This is a genomic window from Natrarchaeobaculum sulfurireducens, from assembly GCF_003430825.1.
Lineage (GTDB): Archaea > Halobacteriota > Halobacteria > Halobacteriales > Natrialbaceae > Natrarchaeobaculum > Natrarchaeobaculum sulfurireducens.
This window is the reverse complement of sequence record NZ_CP024047.1, coordinates 1,054,234-1,071,824: the sequence shown is the minus strand read 5'-3', so window position 1 is coordinate 1,071,824 and position 17,591 is coordinate 1,054,234. Positions and strand designations below refer to the sequence as shown.

The window sequence follows — 17,591 nt, the reverse complement described above, 5'->3', positions numbered from 1 at the left end:
GTTGAAACTGCGTGCTGTCAGTCCGACACTGTACGGGTGAGGCACAACCTGGCGGTCGACGCCGCCGGTTCACCGGAGCCTCGGCGAGGTCGGGCTAAGCCTATGCGCCAGGCCGTGGTCCGGTTCTCGCGTGCGCTACATCGAAATCACGATCCCATCGGGCAAACGGCGTGCGGTCCTCGATATTCTCGACGACGAGGGGATCGAATACGTCGTGAGCGACGAGATCGGCCACCAGCAAACCGACGCCGTCGTTCGGTTCCCGCTCCCGACGCGAGCCGTTGAGGGCGTCCTCGATCGACTCGCCGAAGCCGAGTTGTCGACCGCTCGAGTCGTCGTCATCGACGCCGAGACGGTCATTTCCGAGGAGTTCGACGAACTCCGGAAACTTCACAGGCGGGGCACGACGACCGGCGAGCGCACCTCGAGACAGGTGCTCGTGACGAAAGCGGACGAACTCACACCCGCGTTCTCGATCTACGTCGTGATGTTGCTGATCAGCGCGGTGGTTGCCACGTCCGGGCTGCTCTCGGACTCGCCCGCGGTCGTCGTCGGCTCGATGGTGATCGCACCGTTGCTCGGGCCCGCGTTGGCCGCAAGCGTCGGCATCGTCACCGGAGACGGCGAGCTTCGGACGCGAGGCTTTCGGTATCAGGTCGTTGGCGTCGCCGTCGTCATCGCCGCGTCGATTGGGCTCGCCACCCTGGCTCGGCTTGCCGGCCTCGAGCCTGGCGGGGTCGACATCGTCGTGGTCGCCGAACTCGAAGAGCGCGTCTCACCGAACCTGTTCTCGCTGGCGGTCGCACTCGGGGCCGGCGTCGCCGGTATCCTGAGTCTGACGCGTGGGTTCTCGGAGGCGATCGTCGGCGTGATGATCGCCGCCGCCCTGATCCCGCCGGCCGCTGCGGTCGGGATCACGACCGCCTGGGGAATGTACGGGGCCGCGCTGGGTGCGTTCGGCCTCGTCGCCATCAACGTCCTCTCGATCAACGCCGCCGCGCTGGTCACGCTCTGGCTCGCTGGCTATCGCCCGCAAGGCCTGTTCGAGGTCTCGCCGACCCGCCGCCAGACGGCTACGTACGCCGCGGTTTTTGCCGTCGGACTGCTGGCCCTCTCGACACCGCTGGTCGGAATTACGCTCCTCGAGTTCCAGACGACCCAGTTGAAATCGACGGCCGAAGGGGAGGTCGAAACCGTCCTCGAGGAGCCAGACTACGACGGGGTCGAGGCCGAGTCGGTCGAGGTCATCCTCGACGACGACTACCCGCTCCGGTCGATCGACCGAGTCGTCGTCACGGTTCGAACCGACGGCGTCGAGACCGATCCCGAACTCGGAACCCGGCTGTCCGACGCTGTCAGTGCCGAGGTCGACGACCCACCCATCGTCGAGGTCCGGTACGTCCTGGCAGACCAGCACGGTAGCGACGAGCAGCCGGCGCTCGAGCCGACGGAGCGACAGGTCGTCCACACGGTCGGCGACCGGAGTGATAACGAGGAAGAACGACTCGAGGAGCGTCGAAGCCGGGCCTAGCCGACGGTCAGTACCGGCACACGCGAGCGACGAACGACGCGGGCCGTGGTGCTCCCGAGCAGGTCGGCGCTGCCGATCGCGTGCCCGCGAGTCCCCATCGCGAGGAGGTCGGCGTCGACGTTCGAGGCGTACGCGAGCAGTTCGTCGGCCGGAACGCCACGACGGAGTTCGGTCGTGGCCTCGAGGTCACGCTCGCGGGCCGCTTCGGCGACCGTCTCGATCGCGCGTTCGCCACCCTCTCTGAGAAGTCCCAGGATGCTCCGGGGGGCGTCTTCGAGGTCGTAGACGGTCGAGTCGATGACGTACACCGCGTGGACGGTTGCATCGTACTTCTCGGCGACGTCGAGGACGGTCTCGGCGGCGCGTTCGGCTGTGTCGCTGCCGTCGGTGGGGACGACGATCCGGTCGTACCCGTCGTCGGCCGTCGACGGCGCGTCCTCCTCGAGTCGCACCGAGATGACGGGGATCGACGACAGCGCGAGGACTCGCTCTGTGGTACTTCCGAGACGGACCCGATCGGCACCGCTTCGACCGTGGGTCCCCATCACGATCGCATCGACGTCGTGGTCCGTCGCCGAAGCGAGGATCTCGGCGTAGGGAATTCCCTCTCGAACCTCCCGTGCGGCGTCGGTCTCGTCCGCTTCGGCCCGATCGGTAATCCGGATCGTCGCCTCCCGGCCGCGACGCTCCGAGGGGGCATAGAGTTCCTCGCGCTGGTCGCCGGCCACGCTGGCGGGCTCCGCGCCCGTATCCACGACATACAGGGCCTGGACGGTTGCACCGTACGTCCGTGCGAACTCGAGGGCGTGTGCGGTCACTGCGTCGGTTCCGGCACTGCCGTCGGTCGGAACGAGTAGCCTCGCGAACATAAGGGAGGTCCCACGTGCACGCACATCAAACACCGTGTAGGCTCGGCACGGTCACTCGCCGAGCGAGGGCCCCTCTTCGAGACGGACGGACGGCGAGGACGGCGGTGCGTAGTGGCGGACGACGTGGACGTCGTACGCGGCGCGCGCTGCGACCCCACCGGCGACGCTGGTTACCGGTTCGGCGATCTCGCCGACGTCGTCGGTCCCGAGAAAGACGACCGACGGGCGGAGTTCCTCGGCGACCGTGCCGATGCGCTGGGCGACGGCCATCGGCATCCCGTCGTCGACGCGCTCGTATCGAAACGTCGCCGCCGGCGCGATGGCTGTCACGCCGTCTTCGAGTTTGTCGGCGACGTACGCGACGCTGAACGGTTCGTCCTCGCCGTCTTCGTACCACCCTTTCGTTACCGCGTAGGATTCTTCCGCCGGAACGACAGAGAGGGCGACGACGTCTTCCTCGAGCACCTCGCCGTACTCGGCCGCTCTGGCGACCGCCGCCTCGGCCAGATACGAGCCGTCGAACGGGACGAGAAACGTCATGTGTGAGTCTACGGCACAGGGAGTAAAAACGTTGGTGCGGGCTGTGGACGCCGGAAACGATCGAGTTGCCTGTTGGACCGCCAGAGCCCGCCTCAGCGGACGACGGTAACCGTCGTCGGTGCCCGACGGACCACGCTGTCGGCGACGCTACCGAACATCGGCCGACGCGCGTTCGGGCGGCCGTGTGACCCGATCACGACGTGGTCGACGGGCTCTTCCGTCGCGTATTCGAGGACGAGTCTGGCCGGATCGCCGACGTCAGACTCGAGCGTGATCGAGCGGTCGTGGTCGGCCGCAACCGCCTCGAGGTCGGCGAACAACCGCTCGGTCGTCTCGCGGACACGGGCGTCCCAGGCGTCGGTCCCCACCATCGGCTCGAAGGCGGACTCGAGGTCGCCATCAGGCCCGTAGCTGGGACCGAACAGGTCGGTCACGTGGTAGGCGACGATCTCGGCGTCGGGAAACGACTCGAACGCATAGCGGAGCGCACGTCTCGAGAGCGGGGAGCCGTCGACCGGAACCAGGACGGTACTGGACATGTGGACTCCTATTTTCCGAAGCGATATAGCAGCCACGGGGTCGACCACGGTCCCAAACGGGGCTCGCGGCGCCACTGTTTTGCTATCGCAGTGAGATCGGTCGGACGAATGGAACTCGAGGCTACGGCAATCGACATCGGGACGAGCCGCCCGCTTGTCCTGTTGAACACGACCGACGCTGACGAACTGGGGGCCCACCCGCTCGACCGAGTCCGGATCGGATGGAACGGCGAGACGGTAACTGGGATCGTCAAGCGGACCGACGAACTCGTCGAGCCGGGTACCGTCGGCGTCACCGAACCGCTTCACGCCGTTCACGGTGCCGTCGACGTCAAACTCGCTGGAACACCCCGGTCGGTGCGGTACGTTCGCAAGAAACTCGACGACGTCGAACTCGAACCCCACGAACTCGGGCGGATCGTCCAGGACATTCACGAACACCGCCTCTCGGACGTCGAACTGGGTGCGTACGTCTCGGGGATCTACGCCAACGGCCTCTCGCTCGAGGAGACCAAACACCTCACGGAGGCGATGAGTGCCGTCGGCCAGCAGCTCTCGTGGGACGCGCCGGTCGTCGCGGACAAACACTCGATCGGGGGCATCGCAGGCAACTGCGTGACGCCGATCATGGTCGCGATCGTCGCGGCCGCCGGCCTGACGATGCCGAAGACCTCCTCACGAGCGGTGACCTCGCCGGCGGGGACCGCCGACGTGATGGAGGTCCTCTGTGACGTCGAGTTCTCGCTCGCGGAGATCGAAGAAATCGTCACCGAGACGAACGGCTGTCTCGTCTGGGGCGGCGGCGTCGACCTCTCACCGGTCGACGACGAGATCATCCGCGCGGAAAACCCACTGTCGATCGACCCGCCCGGACAGCTCATGGCGTCCGTCCTCTCGAAAAAGCGCAGTGCAGGCTCGACTCACGTCGTGATCGACGTCCCCTACGGCGAGGGGGCGAAAGTCGAGAGCCTCGTCGCCGCTCGCGAGCTCGCAGACGACTTCAAGCGCGTTGGCGACCACCTCGGGATGGACGTCAGCTGTGCGATCACCCACGGCACCGATCCGATCGGTCGCGGTGTCGGCCCCGCTCTCGAGGCACGGGACGTCCTCGCGGTGCTCGAGGGCGACGAGGACGCCCCGGAGTCGCTCCGACTGAAATCGCTTCGACTCTCGGAACTCCTGCTCGAACACTGTGGTGTCGACGCTTCGGCCGCGGAACTCCTCGAGTCCGGACAGGCGCTCGAGCGGTTCCGCGACATCGTCGCCGCCCAGGGTGGCGACCCCGACGTCTCCTCGGCGGACCTCGAGCCGGGTGCGCACTCGACGACGATCCGTGCGGATCGTGCCGGGCTCGCGAGTCGCGTCGACAACAGACAGCTCTGTGATCTCGCCCGGCGGGCTGGCGCTCCCCTCGATAGCCGGGCCGGGCTCGTGATCCATCAGACCGCCGGCACCGCTATCGAGATCGGTGCCCCTCTCTATACGATCCACGCGGAGACGGCGAGTAAACTCGAGGAGGCTGAGGCACTCGCCGACCGACTCGAGCCGATCCGCGTGCGAAGCAAAGCCGACGCGCTCGTGGAACGACGCTGAGCGGGAGCTTACCACGTCGACCGGAGATGGCCGTCGACGGAGAAACCGGTGGCCAGGCCTGCAAACCAGGGATGGGTGCCGGCGGATCAGCGCACGATGGCGGACCGATTCGCGCCGACCGCCTCGAGGACGTTCGTCAGGACGTCACACTGATACCACCGAACCGTCCCGTCGTGCTCGTCGTACTCCATAACGCCGACGTCCTCGAACATCGGCAGGTGGACGTGTTGGAACTCGACTCGCCAATCGTCGCGGGCTGGTCCGCTGTCGCCATTGGCCGCCGCGACGGCCGCGAGTACCACCTCGAGGTCGACGCAGTCGTCCGTGATCGCCTCGAGCGTTGCGGCGACCTGTCGGCGTCGGTCGTCGGCGAGGAGCCTGAAGAGGCTCTCGAGGTCACACGCCGCCCGAACGACGCCATCCGTGTCGACGATCGGATGCTCGGTCATCGAGTCGGACTCCACCGCCGATACGTAAGAGTCATCGAGAGAATTCCCACGGCGTGAAAGCGTAAATACAAGCACACTGTTCGCGGATTTATAGTTTCAATACGCTCAGACTGTCCGGCGAATCACGACGTTTTGGACCGTGTCAGAGCGCCGACCGTGGGATGAGAGCCGGGTGAACAGGGCGGTCGTGCAGGGCTGAATGGCTGGACTCGAGAACGCCCCCACTCGGGACTATGGCACCTGACCAGGGGAGTCGCCCATATGGGATTAACCGATCGGACAGTGTACGGCCCCTATGAGCGACCGTATCCTCGTTGCCTACGACGGCTCACCACCTGCGAGAACCGCACTCGAGTTCGCCTTCGACGAGTTCCCGGACGCCGACGTCACGGCACTCTACGTCGTCGAGATTCCCGAGGGATATCTCGGCGTGATCGACGGCCCCGATATTTCGGTCCCGCTCACCGGCAAGGCCCGCGAACACGCAGACAGCGTCCTCGAGCCCGCACGGGCGCTTGCGGCCGACTGCGACCGCAACCTCGAGACCGAGGTCGACAGCGGCAAACCGGCTCACCGAATCGTCGAACGGGCACTCGAAGACGACTGTGAGACGATCGTACTGGGCAGCCACGGCCGACAGGCGATCTCTCGAGTCGTGCTCGGGAGCGTGGCCGAGCGCGTCGTTCGTCGCTCGCCGATTCCGGTCGCCGTCGTCCCCTCTACTAGCCACTGAACGGCAGTGTCCACCCGACCGCACGGGGGAGAGCGCGGTTCGGCGCGAGGAACCGAGTGCAAACCGCGGACGGTGCGCTCGGTGTGGGAACCGGTTCAGTTGTTGTTAGGAGCGTTTCGAGCGCGCCCACGACGGCGACGCCTGTAAGGTATTTGTAGCTACCTGTGGTCGAACCCCTACGTTATGTACGAGACGATCGTCGTCGCGACGGATGGGAGCCAATCAGCTGACCGGGCGGTCGACTACGCGGTCGATCTGGCGTCGACGTTCGATGCCGAGCTATGTGTGGTCTCCGTCGTCGACACGCGCCGATACGGCGATTCGATGCTCTCGGGCGATGTGTCCATCGTCGAGTCACTCGAGCGTCGTGGAACGGAACTCCTCGAGGACGTACAGGCCCGGACGGATGTCGAGGTATCGACCGAACTCCGACGCGGTCGCCCTCACGGAGAGATCGCTGGCTTCGCCGATGAGAACGATGCGGACCTCATCGTTCTGGGCAACCGCGGACTCGGTTCGAGCGCCGAGATCGGCAGTACGGCCGAACGCGTCGTCAGGTACGTCGATCGGCCGGTTTTGACGGTGTAATCGACTGGTATCGGTGACGAACCACGGCCGCTCCGGGTCGCCCGGCTCGAGCGACCGGACGTCTCTGCTCGAGCCGGTGACGGTTCGGCTTTGGAACCTATCAGCGGCGAGGGTGTGAGTTATTTGGACGGCTTCGACGTGCGTACCGCTGTACCGATGTACGACACCATACTGGTCCCGACGGATGGCAGCGATCCGGCGAACCGGGCGGTCGAACACGCCCTCGAGCTCGCCGACAGGTACGGCGCGTCCGTCCACGCGATGTACTGCGTCGAGACGCACCGCTACGGCGAGCCAGCGCTAAGCAGCACGGAGATCGTCCTCGACAACTTAGAAGACAAGGGAGCAGCGATGCTCGAGGAGTTGAACGACCGCGCGGAAACTGTCGGCGTCGACTGTGACTGGCACGTCTGCCACGGTCGGCCCTGGGAACAGGTTCGCGAGACGGCCGACGAGATGAATGCCGACCTGATCGTGATCGGTTACCAGGGACAGAGTCACACGCGAACGAATCGGATCGGTAGCGTCGCCGAACGCATCGTCCGGACGGCCGACCGCCCGGTGCTGACCGCCTAGGGGACCATCGCTTTCGGTCCGTCATCCCCCTCGCTCGAGGGATACCGATTTGCGTGGATCACTCGAAGCATCCGACATGGCTCACGCGGACGACCTCGGCGGCTTGCTTTCGGAGACCGGTCCGAACGCGATCCTCGGCTGGCTCCTCGTTTTCCTCCTCGCGCTCACCGGTATCGGGACCGTCCTCGAGGGATTGTACGACTGGACGGTCATGACACTGGTCGTGATCGTTGTCGTCGTCGTGCCCGCGGTTGCGTTTCGTGATCCGCGGGTGATGCCACCGTGGGAACTCGTCGCGGTCGTCGCCCTGCCCGGCGTCTGGCAGACGCTCCTCGGACAGGTGTTCGCCACCGAGATCGCCATCTACCTCGCGGTTGCGGCGCTCGCGCTGTTGATCGCCGTCGAACTCCACCAGTTTACCGCCGTGCGCATGAACCACGGGTTCGCGATCGTCCTCGTCGTGTTGACGACGCTCGCCGTCGCCGGTCTCTGGAACGTCCTCCAGTGGAGCGCCGACGTCCTCTTTGGCACGTCGTACGTCCTCGATGGACGATCACAGGACGCCGTCAACGCCACCGTGATGACCGAGTTCATCTACGCCGGCATCGCCGGCATCGGCGGCGGACTCGTCTTCGATCGCTACTTTCGCTCGCGGGATCGTCGTCCCTCCGAACGGACGTACGTCCCGCCCAAGCCACTGCCGGACGACGACCGGGAGCGACACGAACCGGTCAAACTCCGGGACCGACTCGGTATCTCGCCGACGCGCCAGCGCCAGGCCAGCCGCACAATGCAGGCTCTGCTGGTCGCCATCCTACTTTGGGGACTGTCCGTCCGCGATCTCCCCACGATCGCCAACGCCGTCGTCGCGCTCACGATCACCTTTATCCCGGCCATCCTCGAGCGCGAGTACGATCTGCCGATGGACGCCGGACTCGTCCTCTGGATCACCGCGGCCGTCTTCCTCCACGCGCTGGGCTCGGCCGGCCTCTACGACGCGATCGATCCCTGGGATCACCTCACCCACGCGCTGTCGGCGTCGGTCGTCGCCGCCGCCGGCTACGCCTTCTTCCGGGCGATCCACCTCCACACCGACGACGTCTACGTGCCGCCGAAGGTGATGAGCGCGTTCATCCTCATCTTCGTGCTGGCGGCGGGCGTGATCTGGGAGATCCTCGAGTTTATGATCGACCAGAGTGCGGTCGCGTTCGGCCTGGACGCCGTTCTCGCCCAGCACGGCATCGACGACACGATGATCGACCTCGTGTTCAATCTCGTCGGCGCGGTGATCGTCACCCTCTGGGGGACGGCGTACCTGACCGACGTCTCCGAGTCGCTCTCCGAGCGGTTCGATCGCCGCTTTGGCACCGAGTGAGACGGACGGCCGTCCGTCAGGTGTCGTGAGACTGCGACCACAGCGGGGACATCGAGACGTCGGTACGGCAGCCCACACGGGCCACGGGATCGCGACCGGGCAGCGACCTATCTGCTTCCCGTTGTACATGTCACAGCCCACCGAAACGGTTAGCCTACTGGCTGGTGTATCCCCTCCGATGGCGAGCATCATCCTGCCGACGTTCGAGTGGACGCGCTCGTGTGCCCAGCTGGCGAGTCAACTCGAGCCCGAGGACGAACTGCTGGTCGTCTGTGATAGCGAGGACGATCCGGTCGCGGACGTCGACCTGCCGGCACAGGCCGACCTGCTCGTCGCTGGCGAGCCCGAGGGCTGTTCGGGGAAGGCAAACGCCGTCGCGCTGGCCCTCGAGTACGCCTCTCAGGACCGGATCGTCCTGACCGATGACGACCTCGAGCGGGACGCCGACTGGCTGGCGACGATCAAACGACTCGGCGAGGAACACGGCACGGTGACCGCGGTTCCCGTCTTCGTCAGTGACGAGTACCCGTTCAAACTGTTCGAGCCGCTTTGTCTCGTCGTCGCCACCCTCGTCGTCGACCGGACGAACTGGGTGGCCTGGGGTGGCGGCGTTACGTTCGACCGACGCGAGATCGACCTCGAAGGCTACGTGGCCGACTTGCGCCGAACGATCTCCGATGATGCCTTACTCGCCGAGTACACCAACGACATCGTCGCGTCACCCGAACTCGTCAACGAGGTTCACGTTCCGGGAGGTCTTCGGGCCACCTACGAACGCCTCACGCGGTTCGTTACGATCTTCTACCGGTTTGCCCCCCGCAGGACGCTCGCGATCCTCGGTCTCTTCGTCGCCATCGTGATACTCGGTGTCGTCGCAACGCTGCCGGTGGGCCTCGCCGTGACTGCACTCGCGTACAACCGGTACCGTGCGTTCGGGGTCGATCGCTGGACGTGGCTGTTCGCAGTGCCGTCGGTCGCCCTCACGCCGCTGCTCGGCGTCGTCGGCATCCTGCGACCGACGTTCGTCTGGGGTGGCCGTCGTTACCAGTGGGACGAAACCTTCGACGTGACCGTCTTGGACCCCTGAGTTAGGTTCCGGTGTTCGAGCACGCTCGAGGGCCGTTCGCGCCGTCGGTCACCCGCCTGACCCCTGATCGTAGAACTCCGCGTGGGGGGCGATCGCCTCGAGGTCCGGTGGGCGAATCTGGCGGACGACATAGACGTCGTAGGACTCTTCGTCGGCGACGTAGACGCCGACGCTCGTCAGCGGCGTGACGACGCGACCGACGTTGTCGCTTCCGAGAAAGACGACTTGCGGGTCGTGGGCCTCGATGAGCCGTTCGATGTGGTCTGCGATCCGCTCCTGTGGCGGAAACTCGCGGATGCGTTCGTACTCGAACGTCGCCTCGGGGGCGAGCCTTGCGACCTGCGCCTCGAGTGTGTCGACCACCGCATCGACGTTGTACGTTTCGTCCGGCCCGATCCACCCCTTCTCGCGGGCGTAGCGCGTTCGTTCAGGGACGACGCTGACAGCGGTGACGGCTTCCTCGAGGGCACGACCGTACTCGACGGCCCTGACCAGTGCAGCTTCCGCGAGTTCCGATCCATCGAACGGGACGACGAACGACATACGCCGCTCCTCTACGGCCGCGGCAATAATGGTGGGCCACGTCTCGAGCGAAACCACCCCGTTAGGTCTTCAAAGCTATCAATTTGCTGTTACATGATAATCGCCCCCACGAATCGGCGCGTGGTCACTCCCGGCGTCCCGAACTCGAGCGCTCGTTCGTGGACGGAAGGGCCGTCTGCCTCCCCCGATCGCCAGCGCTCGCCGGTTCGATCGAGCAGTTAGACGTCCGCACAGTGTCGACACTCCCAATCGGGGTATCTCACGACCCGACAGCGAGTACCACGGCTCCTGAGCCGTTCGGCCGCCGATCCGACACGGGATCCCGGGAGCCGACCTGCCGCCCCTCGAAGCCCTCTCCCCCTCCGGCGGTGACACCGACGGCAGACCGCAGGTGTGGTCCGTCCTAGAGGTATTTCAGAGCGAACGTGGTACGGCCCTCGAGATGTACGAGACGATCCTCGTTCCGACCGACGGCAGTCCGGTTGCAACCGACGCCGGGACGTACGCACTCTCTCTCGCAGAACGGTTCGACGCGGCGATACACGTCGTCTCCGTCCTCGAGGGAGGACTCGTCGGCGACGACGGCGAAGACGAGAGCGAACGGGCGGTCGACGAATTGGCCGAGCGAGCGGCCGATCGCGGCCTCGAGGTGACGACCGAACTCCGCGAGGAGGGCGACGCCGTCCACGACGAACTCCTCGAGTCGGCCGACGAACGCGAGGCGGACCTGATCGTGATGGGGACGACCGGTCGCAGCGGGCTCGGCCGGTTCCTGCTGGGCAGCGTGGCCGAACAGACCCTCCAGGAGTCGTCTGTCCCGGTCGCGACTGTCCACGAGGAAACCGACGTCGAGGGCGCGCTGGATCGCGTCTTGGTTCCCATCGACGGGAGCCACAGCGCGACGACCGCTCTCGAGCACGCCATCGACCTCACCGTCGCGACTGGCACACGGCTCCACCTCGTCCACGTCAGCGACGAGGAGCCCATCGAGGGGGTAGAACCGTTCGACGTTGCGGAGACGGCTACAGATGGAGAGGATATCGAGCCGGTCGGTCTCGAGCCGGTCGACGACGCGCTCGAACGCATCCGCAGGTCGGACCTCGAGGTCGTCGACGTCTCGATCCCGAGCGGTCGTGTCGACCAGCGCATTCTCGCGTCCGCTGCGACGCACGACGCTGACTGCATCGTGATGGGAACCCACGGCGAGACGGGGCTGCGACGCTACCTGCTCGGGAGCACGACCGAGCGTGTCGTCCGCTTTGCGGGCGTCCCGGTAATCGGCATCAGCGCACCGCGTTCCGAGACGGTGACCGTCGAGTACCTCGACTACCAGGTCATCGACGACCGCGGCTGGTCGCTCGAGGACGCCGACCTCCTCGAGCGGGCCGCGGACGCCGACCTCGATGCCGACGCTCACGGGACGCTCGAGGTGTCGCGTGAGGAGTACGTACTCGACGCAGCGGAAGCCGCGGGACTCGACTGGCCGTACTACTGTCGAGCCGGCGGCTGTGTGAACTGTACTGCGGTCGTACTCGAGGGCGACCTCGAGATGGACGTCCAGCGGAGTCTGTCGAACGAAGAGGTAGAGCAGAGGGGATTCCGGCTGACCTGCGTGGCCACACCGGCGAGTGACTCGGTCACGCTGGTGTACGGTGCCAAACACCTCGACGAACTGCGAGACCGAGTGGTCTAGGTGTCGCGTACCGGGAACAGCTTTATCAGCGTGATCGATGTCCGTTCGGCCACGACCACGTGACACTGGAAGATCATGACAGCAGACACTAACAACGAACTCACCCACCATCTTGGCGTAGCGATCGGGAGCCTCGTCGCCGCAGTCTTGCTGTGGGTCGTCGGATACGGCGGGCAGCGAGTCGTCGGTGCCGTTCCCTTCTTCATCCTATTTGTCGTGATGGTCATCGGTCCGCTGGTCCGTATCCGGCCGTCGATCAGGCGTCAGTTCTCGGGGAACTTCCCGGTGAACTGGCGGTCGGAACTCGGCATCTGGTTCGCGATCTGGTCCGTTATCCACGTCCTATTCGTCTTCGCGGCGCGTGACTGGGACGTCGTCGGCTATCTCGTCGACATGAGTCCGTGGGCGTTCGGTGCCTTCGTGGCCGTCCTCATCGCGATCGTCCTGGCGGCCACGTCGAACAACCGGGCCTACGACTATCTCGGCACGAAAGCCTGGAAGTGGCACCAGAGTCACGGCACCTACGTCATCTTCTGGCTCGTTGCCGTCCACGGCTACGACCGGGCGTACCTCCGTCCATACGAGGAGATGGGGTTCCCCTCGGACGATCCGCTCCACCTGATATATCTCGCGATGATCGTCGTAGTAGTGCTCCTCCACGTGGCCGCGTTCGCCGCGGTGGTCTCCGAGTACCGGAAGACCGGTGAGTATCCGCCCGGGCTATGATCTTCGTTTGCGGCTTTCACCTCGCCTTTTTGTACTCGGCGTGAACGGGATGGCGCTCGAGGAAGGCGTCGAGAAGCGACTGACCGGAACGACCAGCGGTCAGTACCGGTCGAAGTACCGGTCCTGAAGCGCGACGAAGCCGGCCATCAGGATCGAAAAGACCGCGACGACGAGGCCGATCTGCAGCCAGTGGCCAAACGCCAGCGGCGTAACGCCGAACAGCACGCTCAGCGGCGTATAGAGGACGAGCAACTGGAGCGTCAGGGTGATCGCGATCGCGAGCAGCAGCCACCGATTGTTGGAGAACGGGCCGAGGCCATACCGCGTCCGGATCGCCCCGATACGGGCGATCACCATGAATACGAACGCGGTGAACACCATCGTCTGGGCCAACACGAGATCGCCGACGACCTGGTTGTAATAATAAAACAGCGGCAACAGCGTGGCCGTGATCAGGATCGCGATTCCACCGATCGACGACATGATCCGCTCGGTGATGACGCCCTCACCTGGGGGCCGTGGCGGCCGCTCCATGACGTCGTCGGCTTCGGGATCGACACCCAGCGTCAACGCGGGGATACCGTCAGTCACCACGTTGATCCACAGGAACATGATCGGCGTCATCACCAGCCCTGCACCGGACATGATCCCGGAGAACAACAGAAGAACGTGGGCGCCGTTGGCCGAGAGGAAGTAGTTGACGAACTTGCGGACGTTGTCGAAGATCCGTCGGCCCTGCCGGACGGCGTCGCGGATCGTCGCGAAGTTGTCGTCGAGCAAGACGATATCCGACGCCTGCTCGGTGACGTCCGTCCCGCGAATCCCCATCGCGACGCCCACGTCGGCGTTCTTGATCGCCGGCGCGTCGTTGACGCCGTCGCCGGTCATCGCTACCGTGTGACCTTTCGACTGGAGCATCTTGAGGATCCGCGTCTTGTGTTCCGGCGACGTCCGCGCGAAGACGTCGACGTCCTCGACGACGTCGGCGAGTTCCTCGTCGCTCATCTCCTCGAGTTCGAGGCCGGTCACCACTCGGGCCGACTCGAGGCCGATCTCGCGGCCGACCGCTCGTGCGGTGGTCGCGTTGTCACCCGTGATCATGACGACGTCGATCCCCGCGTTCAGACAGCCCTCGAGCGCGCCCGCCACCTCGGGCCGGGGTGGATCGAGCATCCCCTGGAGGCCGAGAAAGACCAGGTCCTGTTCGTCGTCTTCGCTCACCGTCTCGGGTCCGTTCGGCTGGAACGCGAAAGCCATCACGCGCAGGGCGTCCTCGGCGAACAACTCGTTTCGACGCTCGAGTTCTGCCCGTCGCTCGTCGGTGAGATCGACGAACTCGCCGTCGACGTACTCGCGGGTACAGCGCTCGAGGACGACCTCGGGAGCGCCTTTCGTGTAGGCGACGTGGTCGCCGTCGGGCGTCTCGTGGAGGGTGGTCATTCGCTTGCGATCCGAGGTGAACTCGACCTCGCCGATGCGGGGGTAGCGCTCGCGGAGGTCCTCGTGGTCGAAGCCGGCTTTCCGGCCGGCGACGAAGAGCGAAATCTCGGTTGGATCGCCGAGATAGGTCAGGTCGCCGGCTCCGGACGCCGACTCGTCGTCGCGGTCTTCGCGTCGGCCGAGTTCGACGTTGTTACACAGCATGCCACAGCGAAGCAGTTCGCCGACGCGTTCGGCATCGACCTCCTCGCCGTCGTAGCGGATCTCCCCGTCGGTGTCGTAGCCGGTGCCGGTGACCTCGTAGATCTCGCGGTTCGCTGCCACTCGAGTGACAGTCATCTCCTCTTCGGTCAGCGTCCCGGTCTTGTCGGTACAGATGACGTCGACGGAGCCGAGCGCCTCGACGATCGGGAGCCGACGGACGAGTGCGTTCTGTTCGGCCATCCGTCGAGCACCGAGGGCGAGCGAAAGGGTGACGACGGCCGGCAGTCCTTCGGGGACGGCGGAGACGGCGACGGCGACGGCCGTCATGAACACCTGGACCGGCTCGGTGTCGCCGATCACCAGTTCCACCACGCCGATCACCGTCACGATGCCGATGACGGCTCCGGCGATGATCTTGCCGAGTTTATCGAGTTCGGCCTGAAACGGCGTATCGCGTTCTTCGGCCTCCTCGATTGCCGTCGCGATCTGGCCGATCTCCGTCTTGGAGCCGGTTTCGACGACGACGGCGATTCCCGAGCCACGCTCGACCACGGTGTCCTTGTGGAGGACGTTCTCGCGCTCGGCGATCGTGACGTCCTCGGTGATCGTCTCCGGCGTCTTTGCGACACTGACGCTCTCACCCGTGAGCGCCGACTCGTCGACCCGGAGGTTCGTCGACTCGATCACTCGCGCGTCAGCGGAGACGACGTCGCCGGACTCGACGAAGATCACGTCGCCCGGAACGACTCGAGTGGCGTCGATCTCGGTCTTTTCGCCGTCTCGTCTGGCCATCGCGTACGTCGTCGACATCTCCTCTAACGCCTGAATGCTCTGTTCGGCGCGGTAGTCCTGGACGAACCCGAACAGGGTGATCAACACCACGATGCCGGCGATGACGCCCGCGTCGATCAGCTCGCCGATCACCGCCATCACGGCCGCGGCGACGATCAGCACCCAGATCAACACCGAAGTGTACTGCTCGAGGAAGATCCGAAGCGCCGACGCACCGGCTTCGGTTTCGACCTCGTTTCGGCCGTATCGCTCGAGACGGTCAGCAGCCTCCGCAGAGTCGAGGCCCGCTTCGGCGGTCTCGAGTTCCGCGTACGTCTCCTCGAGCGACCGCGCGTGCCAGTCGACCGCGGGTTCGGTCTCCGGTCGCGCGTACTCCTCGTATTGGGTCTCTGCCACGGATGGACGTGTCGTCGGCGTTGTAGATAACGTTCAGTTTAGCGGCTCATTTGACGACCGAGTACGTCGGTGGCTTCTCGCCGACCTGTGCTATCTGGAGTTGCCGGTCCGACTACCGGTTTCCGATCGTCCGCCACTACAGGTGAGACGGCCGTCACCGGTCAGTGCGGTCGCCCGATCGTTCAGGTCGATGGGATGAACGTGACGAGCCAGTGGCCGTCGCCGTCGGATTCAGCGTCGAGCAGCACTCCTTCGCCGCGCTCGATTTCGTGGGAAGTCGCCGATGAAGTTCCCCGCGTAGAGTTCTTCGATATCGTCGACCGAGATCGACGCATCCTCGAGCGCCTCGAGGGCGGCGTCGGTGAACAACTCGCGTGTCGAAGAGTCCGGATGGTTGCCGTACGGTGTGCTGGCGACGCCAGCGATCTGGACGGTCATGCGCCCCGGCCTACCACGACTCGGGTTGTAATACCCTCAGCCACAGGTATTCGCACTGACCGATCACTGCTGGTGACGTGTCGATTGTCGCGTTGACACGAACGAATTTATATGGCGTCGGTGTAGCGGGTGGGCGCAATGCTCGACGATACGATCGCGATCGTGACCGGCGGTGCCGTCGGCATCGGGACGGCAATCGCCAGCCGATTCATCCACGACGGTGCGACCGTCGTCATCGCCGACGTAGACGAAGACCAGGGATCGACAGTGGCCGACGAACTCGGCTGTCAGTTCGACCACTGCGACGTCCGAGAGTACGATCAGGTCGAGGCACTCGTCGATGACACCGTCGACGAACACGGGAGCCTCGATGTCATGGTGAACAACGCCGGCGTCGCCTCGGTCACCTCCGTCGAGGAGATGGATCTCGAGGAGTGGAAGACGGTGCTCGAGACGAACCTGGACGGTGTCATGCACGGCACCAAGGCCGCCTTACCCCACCTCAAGGAATCCGACGGCTGCATCATCAACCTCGGCTCGATCTACGGCCTGGTCGGCGGCAAAGGGGCCGCCTCCTATTCGGCCGCGAAAGGCGGCGTCGTGAACTTCACCCAGCAGGTCGCGATCGACTACGCAGACCAGGGCGTCCGCGTCAACAGCATCTGTCCCGGCTTCGTCGAGACGCCGATGACCGAGGACCTCCTCGAGGACGAACGGTTCTACAACTTTTTAGAACAGAAGACCCCGATGGATCGACACGGCCAGCCCGAAGAGATCGCCCCGATGGCCGCCTTTCTCGCCTCCGAGGAGGCGTCGTTCATCACGGGAGCGAACATCCCGGTCGACGGTGGCTGGACGGCGTTCTGAGACTGTGGCCGGCCACCGCTGACTCCTCGTCGGCCGTTGTCGTGACTGGCGCGATGGGTTCGCTCGTCGAGACGACGGTACGCGGTACGTTCGAACTCGGTGCTAGTATTATACAGGATCCCGACGTATCCGGTCGCATGAGCAATCAAATCCTCGTCCCGTTCGATGGCTCACTCCCGTCGAAACAGGCACTCGAGTACGCCTTCGAGCGGTTTCCAGATGCCGACGTGACTGCCATGTACGCCGTCCCGACGCCGGGAGGCTACTGGGCGGCGTTCGAGGGCACAGAGACCCACACACCCGGAGAGGCGGAGGCCCGTGAACGAGGCGAGACGCTTCTCAAGGGGGCGACCGCGCTCGCCGACGAGCACGACCGGTCGCTGTCGACACATCTCTCCTCCGGGAAGCCGGATCAGGAAATCATCGACACGGCTGTCGATGAAGAGTTCGATGCGATCGTGATCGGCAGCCACGGTCGCGAGGGCGTCTCACGAGTGTTGTTGGGGAGCGTCGCCGAACGGGTCGTCCGGCGAGCGCCGATTCCCGTAATCGTCGTCAGATAGCCTCGCGGCCTCGGCTCTCCGCTGACCAGCCCGCTCCAGTCGGCCACTC

The 17,591-nt window shown here is 65.2% G+C and carries 18 protein-coding genes; 11 read left to right on the top strand and 7 right to left on the bottom strand.

Annotation, left to right across the window (positions count from 1 at the left end; all coding sequences use genetic code 11):
• Positions 1-130: 130 nt before the first annotated feature.
• Entirely contained in the window at positions 131-1,531 is a 1,401-nt protein-coding gene (locus AArc1_RS06510) for a TIGR00341 family protein (RefSeq protein WP_117363608.1), read from the top strand.
• Here the strand turns inward: AArc1_RS06510 and AArc1_RS06505 are convergent.
• From AArc1_RS06505 to AArc1_RS06495, 3 genes are all read right to left on the bottom strand, one after another.
• Entirely contained in the window at positions 1,528-2,400 is an 873-nt protein-coding gene (locus AArc1_RS06505) for a universal stress protein (protein ID WP_117363607.1), read from the bottom strand. The genes AArc1_RS06510 and AArc1_RS06505 overlap by 4 nt on opposite strands.
• Positions 2,401-2,451: 51 nt before the next feature.
• Complete coding sequence (locus AArc1_RS06500; RefSeq protein WP_117363606.1) at positions 2,452-2,940, bottom strand: universal stress protein; 489 nt, start codon at positions 2,938-2,940, stop codon at positions 2,452-2,454.
• A gap of 92 nt (positions 2,941-3,032) precedes the next feature.
• A complete protein-coding gene (locus AArc1_RS06495; RefSeq protein ID WP_117363605.1) occupies positions 3,033-3,479 on the bottom strand; it encodes a universal stress protein in 447 nt (148 codons plus the stop codon).
• 108 nt (positions 3,480-3,587) lie between these two features.
• Between AArc1_RS06495 and AArc1_RS06490 the strand changes: the two genes are divergently transcribed.
• Positions 3,588-5,072, top strand: coding sequence for an AMP phosphorylase (locus tag AArc1_RS06490; protein WP_117363604.1), 1,485 nt, complete (start codon positions 3,588-3,590; stop codon positions 5,070-5,072).
• Positions 5,073-5,158: 86 nt separating this feature from the next.
• Here the strand turns inward: AArc1_RS06490 and AArc1_RS06485 are convergent, their stop codons facing one another.
• Entirely contained in the window at positions 5,159-5,521 is a 363-nt protein-coding gene (locus AArc1_RS06485; RefSeq protein ID WP_133412326.1) for a DUF7344 domain-containing protein, read from the bottom strand.
• A 295-nt stretch (positions 5,522-5,816) separates the two neighbouring features.
• On the opposite strand from AArc1_RS06485, the gene AArc1_RS06480 reads away from it, so the two are divergent.
• The 5 genes from AArc1_RS06480 (at position 5,817) to AArc1_RS06460 (ending at position 9,880) form a co-directional block, all read left to right on the top strand.
• On the top strand, positions 5,817-6,254 hold the full coding sequence (locus AArc1_RS06480) for a universal stress protein (RefSeq protein WP_117363602.1): 438 nt from the start codon (positions 5,817-5,819) through the stop codon (positions 6,252-6,254).
• Positions 6,255-6,437: 183 nt separating this feature from the next.
• A complete protein-coding gene (locus AArc1_RS06475; protein ID WP_117363601.1) occupies positions 6,438-6,842 on the top strand; it encodes a universal stress protein in 405 nt (134 codons plus the stop codon).
• Positions 6,843-6,998: 156 nt separating this feature from the next.
• Positions 6,999-7,418, top strand: a complete 420-nt coding sequence (locus AArc1_RS06470; RefSeq protein WP_117363600.1) for a universal stress protein — start codon at positions 6,999-7,001, stop codon at positions 7,416-7,418.
• A gap of 76 nt (positions 7,419-7,494) precedes the next feature.
• Entirely contained in the window at positions 7,495-8,793 is a 1,299-nt protein-coding gene (locus AArc1_RS06465; protein ID WP_117363599.1) for a hypothetical protein, read from the top strand.
• 178 nt (positions 8,794-8,971) lie between these two features.
• Positions 8,972-9,880, top strand: coding sequence for a glycosyltransferase (locus AArc1_RS06460; protein ID WP_117363598.1), 909 nt, complete (start codon positions 8,972-8,974; stop codon positions 9,878-9,880).
• Positions 9,881-9,928: 48 nt separating this feature from the next.
• Here AArc1_RS06460 and AArc1_RS06455 read toward each other — a convergent pair whose 3' ends face one another.
• Positions 9,929-10,423, bottom strand: coding sequence for a universal stress protein (locus AArc1_RS06455; protein WP_117363597.1), 495 nt, complete (start codon positions 10,421-10,423; stop codon positions 9,929-9,931).
• 442 nt (positions 10,424-10,865) lie between these two features.
• Here AArc1_RS06455 and fer point away from each other — a divergent pair, with 442 nt between their 5' ends.
• The gene (gene fer / locus AArc1_RS06450; RefSeq protein ID WP_117365800.1) at positions 10,866-12,116 is read left to right on the top strand and encodes a ferredoxin Fer; all 1,251 of its coding nucleotides are present in this window, start codon (positions 10,866-10,868) and stop codon (positions 12,114-12,116) included.
• Positions 12,117-12,191: 75 nt separating this feature from the next.
• Entirely contained in the window at positions 12,192-12,842 is a 651-nt protein-coding gene (locus AArc1_RS06445) for a hypothetical protein (protein WP_117363596.1), read from the top strand.
• 99 nt (positions 12,843-12,941) lie between these two features.
• Here the strand turns inward: AArc1_RS06445 and AArc1_RS06440 are convergent, their stop codons facing one another.
• Positions 12,942-15,674, bottom strand: a complete 2,733-nt coding sequence (locus tag AArc1_RS06440; protein WP_117363595.1) for a cation-translocating P-type ATPase — start codon at positions 15,672-15,674, stop codon at positions 12,942-12,944.
• 231 nt (positions 15,675-15,905) lie between these two features.
• Positions 15,906-16,112, bottom strand: a complete 207-nt coding sequence (locus AArc1_RS06435) for a hypothetical protein (RefSeq protein WP_228442395.1) — start codon at positions 16,110-16,112, stop codon at positions 15,906-15,908.
• A gap of 138 nt (positions 16,113-16,250) precedes the next feature.
• On the opposite strand from AArc1_RS06435, the gene AArc1_RS06430 reads away from it, so the two are divergent.
• Together AArc1_RS06430 and AArc1_RS06425 are read left to right on the top strand one after the other, a co-directional pair.
• Complete coding sequence (locus AArc1_RS06430) at positions 16,251-16,979, top strand: SDR family NAD(P)-dependent oxidoreductase (protein ID WP_117363594.1); 729 nt, start codon at positions 16,251-16,253, stop codon at positions 16,977-16,979.
• Between the two features lie 137 nt (positions 16,980-17,116).
• Positions 17,117-17,542 (top strand): universal stress protein, encoded by a 426-nt coding sequence (locus tag AArc1_RS06425; protein ID WP_117365799.1) that lies wholly within the window; start codon positions 17,117-17,119, stop codon positions 17,540-17,542.
• The last annotated feature ends 49 nt before the right edge of the window (positions 17,543-17,591 follow it).

What these genes read in the sequence shown, in the direction of transcription:
- AArc1_RS06505 (WP_117363607.1), bottom strand. Translation starts at nt 2,400, where the DNA reads ATGTTCGCGAGGCTACTCGTTCCGACCGACGGCAGTGCCGGAACCGAC.
- AArc1_RS06500 (WP_117363606.1), bottom strand. Translation starts at nt 2,940, where the DNA reads ATGACGTTTCTCGTCCCGTTCGACGGCTCGTATCTGGCCGAGGCGGCG.
- AArc1_RS06495 (WP_117363605.1), bottom strand. Translation starts at nt 3,479, where the DNA reads ATGTCCAGTACCGTCCTGGTTCCGGTCGACGGCTCCCCGCTCTCGAGA.
- AArc1_RS06490 (WP_117363604.1), top strand. Translation starts at nt 3,588, where the DNA reads ATGGAACTCGAGGCTACGGCAATCGACATCGGGACGAGCCGCCCGCTT.
- AArc1_RS06485 (WP_133412326.1), bottom strand. Translation starts at nt 5,521, where the DNA reads ATGACCGAGCATCCGATCGTCGACACGGATGGCGTCGTTCGGGCGGCG.
- AArc1_RS06480 (WP_117363602.1), top strand. Translation starts at nt 5,817, where the DNA reads ATGAGCGACCGTATCCTCGTTGCCTACGACGGCTCACCACCTGCGAGA.
- AArc1_RS06475 (WP_117363601.1), top strand. Translation starts at nt 6,438, where the DNA reads ATGTACGAGACGATCGTCGTCGCGACGGATGGGAGCCAATCAGCTGAC.
- AArc1_RS06470 (WP_117363600.1), top strand. Translation starts at nt 6,999, where the DNA reads ATGTACGACACCATACTGGTCCCGACGGATGGCAGCGATCCGGCGAAC.
- AArc1_RS06465 (WP_117363599.1), top strand. Translation starts at nt 7,495, where the DNA reads ATGGCTCACGCGGACGACCTCGGCGGCTTGCTTTCGGAGACCGGTCCG.
- AArc1_RS06460 (WP_117363598.1), top strand. Translation starts at nt 8,972, where the DNA reads ATGGCGAGCATCATCCTGCCGACGTTCGAGTGGACGCGCTCGTGTGCC.
- AArc1_RS06455 (WP_117363597.1), bottom strand. Translation starts at nt 10,423, where the DNA reads ATGTCGTTCGTCGTCCCGTTCGATGGATCGGAACTCGCGGAAGCTGCA.
- fer (WP_117365800.1), top strand. Translation starts at nt 10,866, where the DNA reads ATGTACGAGACGATCCTCGTTCCGACCGACGGCAGTCCGGTTGCAACC.
- AArc1_RS06445 (WP_117363596.1), top strand. Translation starts at nt 12,192, where the DNA reads ATGACAGCAGACACTAACAACGAACTCACCCACCATCTTGGCGTAGCG.
- AArc1_RS06435 (WP_228442395.1), bottom strand. Translation starts at nt 16,112, where the DNA reads ATGACCGTCCAGATCGCTGGCGTCGCCAGCACACCGTACGGCAACCAT.
- AArc1_RS06430 (WP_117363594.1), top strand. Translation starts at nt 16,251, where the DNA reads ATGCTCGACGATACGATCGCGATCGTGACCGGCGGTGCCGTCGGCATC.
- AArc1_RS06425 (WP_117365799.1), top strand. Translation starts at nt 17,117, where the DNA reads ATGAGCAATCAAATCCTCGTCCCGTTCGATGGCTCACTCCCGTCGAAA.